Here is a 2,910-nt window from a genome sequence, read left to right on the forward strand (position 1 = left end):
ACCGCCAGGGACTATTCCTGACTGGCACCAAAAGATTGTAGATCGCCGTCGCTGGGAGTAAGGATAGGGCGTTGCGATAATGGGAAAGATAAAGATCGGCGGGGTAATGCAGAGTGAAGGGCGGGCCTTGTTGAGGGTCCTCTCCGTTCCTGATCGACCGGGGGTGGCAGGAACCCTGCTGAGCGTTCTGGGCCAGAATGGGGTCAACATTGAGTTTTTGGTGGAAGGTTCGGACATTGAGGGCTACGGAAATTTTGCCATCTGCATAGATCAGAAGGATCTAGACGCCGCCTTAGGTATCCTGGAGTCGGTGAAGAATAGCATCGATGCCAGAGGGATCTCCTATGTACCCGATGTGGCCGTTTTGAGCGTCTTCGGTCCTCACCTGAGGGAGAAACCCCGGGTCCCCGGGGCGATGTTTAACGCCCTGGCCAGCAATGGTATCAACGTCATCGCCATCAGCACCTCCATATCCAGTGTCTCCTGTGTCATTGAGGCCGTTTACCTGGATGAAGCCGTTCAAGCCTTGCATGACGCCTTTGAGATACCCTTTTTTGACGTAAAGAAACGCCCTCAAGATTATTAGTCCCCCAGATTCTATATATGGTTCAAGGATTCAAGGGCTCAAGTAATTTGTCTTCCACTATAATCCTAGACCCCTGGAACCCTTAAACCCTTTCTTTATCAAAGGATGAAAGGAGAGATTGGGCCCTCTTTTGGTCTTTAAAAGTCTACCTTCCCTTTTTCCTCTCCCAAACCCTTTAGGTGGCAGACGTCGTTGAGCAATGATACTATCCATTTACCGTCTCGATAATGAAAGCAGTTGATGGCTGCAGTATCTTGGCCGATGTGCCAGAAGCGGGAGTTGTCCAAACCTAGCAGGGCGCAGATCACTACCTTCAGGACCACCCGATGGGAGACCAGGGCCACTACCCCCTGGGGGTGGCGGGTAATTATATCCTCAATGGCCTCCATGGCCCTTGAGCGCACCTCATCCAACCCCTCCCCCCTGGGAAAGATCACCCGATGGGGCTCTTGCTGCCACTTCTGATAGAGATCGGGGTATCTCTCCTTTACCTCTTTGTGATGTATTCCCTCCCACTCGCCAAAATGCAGATCGTTGAGCCCAGCCAGGCATTGCACCTCCATCTTATGAAAACGGGCGATGACCTCCGCCGTCTCCTTGGCCCGGGAGAGGGGGCTGGAATAAACGGCCGAGAGCTCCTCTTCCTTCAACCGCTCACCAACTAAAAGGGCCTCCTCTTTGCCCACCTCATCCAGGGGAACGTCCTTAGTACCCCGGAATATCTGCTCCTTGTTCCAGATGGTGCGACCATGGCGCACCAAAAACACCTTGATCATAGCCCTTTCAGCCCCTCGCGCAGCTTCCCTAGACGCTCCATTATCGGGGGAGACCCCTTTACCTTCCGACGATTTCTCCCCGCGTGAAAACCGCCTCCAGGGTGTACCCCTCCTCGGCCAACCTCTCCTTCCCGCCCTCTTGCCTGTCCACCAAGGCCAAGACCTGAACCACCTGCAGGCCATGCTCTTCTGCGACCCTGATGGCCTTCAGGAGGGAGCCTCCGGTGGTGACCACATCCTCCACAATAGCGACCTTGGCCCCCTTTTTCAGGGCCTTGTCCCCCTCTATCCAGAGCCCCTTACCGTGCCCCTTGGGCTCCTTTCTGATGATGAAGGCGGCGATGGGGTCACCCTCCATATAACTGGCCAGGGCCACGGAAGTCACGATGGGGTCCGCCCCCAAGGTGGGTCCCCCCACGGCCTCGACCCTCCCTCTGACCATCTCATATAGGACCTTTCCCACCAGGTATACCCCTTCGGGGTCGAGGGTGGTCTGTTTGCCGTCGATGTAAAAGGTGCTCTTGCGCCCAGAGGTCAGGGTAACCTCCCGCTCCTCATAGGATTTCTCCCGCAAGATCTCCAGGAGGCGTTCTCTGTTACCCATCTCACACCTCTTTGATGAAGAAATCTAGTTGTGCCTTGTCTTGAGGAGGGCTTACAGGATACTGGCCTGTAAAACATGCGTAACAGAATTCTTCCTCCAGCGGGGCCACACACCTCTTTAGCCCCTCCAGACTGAGGTATCCCAGGGACTGGACCCGGAGGTACCTCCTGATCTCCTCCACCGAATGGGAGGAGGCGATGAGCTCTTCTCTGGTGGGGGTGTCTATACCGTAAAAACAGGGGCTCATGATGGGGGGGGAGCTAATCCGCACATGTATCTCCTTGGCCCCGGAGTTGCGGATCATCCGCATGTTCTTCCTCACCGTGGTCCCCCGCACGATGGAGTCATCCAAGACCACTACCCTCTTGTCCCTGATGGCCTCTTTAACAGAGTTGAGTTTTATCTTTACCCCGAAGTGTCTGATGGACTCCCTGGGCTCGATGAAAGTCCTGCCCACATAGTGGTTTCTGATGATCCCCAGCTCCAGGGGGGTCCCAGATCGGTGTGAGAAGCCTATGGCTGCAGGGAAGCCGGAGTCAGGGGTGGGGATTACTATATCGGCCTCCACAGGGTGTTCTTCAGCCAGCTGGGTTCCCAGCTCCCTGCGCACCTGATAGACGTTGTGGCCAAAGATGTAGCTGTCCGGACGGGCAAAGTAGATGAACTCGAAGATGCAGAACTTAGGTCTCACCTTGGGGAAGGGGTGAAAGGATTGGATGCCATCCTCGTTTATTGTCAGGACCTCCCCAGGCTCTATCTCCCGGATGAACTCGGCCCCGATCAGGTCAAGGGCACAGGTCTCCGAGCCCACCACATACCCCTTTTTGAGTCTGCCGAGCACCAGGGGACGGAAACCACAGGGGTCACGGGCGGCGATGAGTTCCTTCTCGTTGAGGAAGAGGAGGGAGTAGGCCCCTTTTACTTCTTTTAAGGCGGCGATGACG

The 2,910-nt window shown here is 55.6% G+C and carries 4 protein-coding genes; 1 reads left to right on the forward strand and 3 read right to left on the reverse strand.

All coding sequences use genetic code 11. The features are described 5' to 3' along the window. Nucleotides 1-79 precede the first annotated feature (79 nt). Complete coding sequence (locus JRI46_12395; GenBank protein ID MBW2040364.1) at nt 80-586, forward strand: ACT domain-containing protein; 507 nt, start codon at nt 80-82, stop codon at nt 584-586. 137 nt (nt 587-723) lie between these two features. Here JRI46_12395 and JRI46_12400 read toward each other — a convergent pair whose 3' ends face one another. The 3 genes from JRI46_12400 to purF all read right to left on the reverse strand — a co-directional run. Beyond that, on the reverse strand, nt 724-1,362 hold the full coding sequence (locus tag JRI46_12400) for a histidine phosphatase family protein (GenBank protein MBW2040365.1): 639 nt from the start codon (nt 1,360-1,362) through the stop codon (nt 724-726). Between the two features lie 58 nt (nt 1,363-1,420). Next, nucleotides 1,421-1,966: an orotate phosphoribosyltransferase gene (gene pyrE, locus JRI46_12405; GenBank protein MBW2040366.1), complete on the reverse strand. Its 546-nt coding sequence runs from the start codon at nt 1,964-1,966 to the stop codon at nt 1,421-1,423. Nucleotide 1,967: 1 nt separating this feature from the next. Next, nucleotides 1,968-2,910, reverse strand: a 943-nt coding sequence (gene purF / locus JRI46_12410) for an amidophosphoribosyltransferase (protein ID MBW2040367.1), incomplete at its 5' end; no start/stop codon positions are given.

The sequence above is a fragment of the Deltaproteobacteria bacterium genome, from assembly GCA_019308925.1.
Lineage (GTDB): Bacteria > Desulfobacterota > B13-G15 > B13-G15 > RBG-16-54-18 > JAFDHG01.

Excerpts from the sequence above, each read along its gene's own strand:
- JRI46_12395 (MBW2040364.1), top strand. The coding sequence starts at position 80 with ATGGGAAAGATAAAGATCGGCGGGGTAATGCAGAGTGAAGGGCGGGCC.
- JRI46_12400 (MBW2040365.1), bottom strand. The coding sequence starts at position 1,362 with ATGATCAAGGTGTTTTTGGTGCGCCATGGTCGCACCATCTGGAACAAG.
- pyrE (MBW2040366.1), bottom strand. The coding sequence starts at position 1,966 with ATGGGTAACAGAGAACGCCTCCTGGAGATCTTGCGGGAGAAATCCTAT.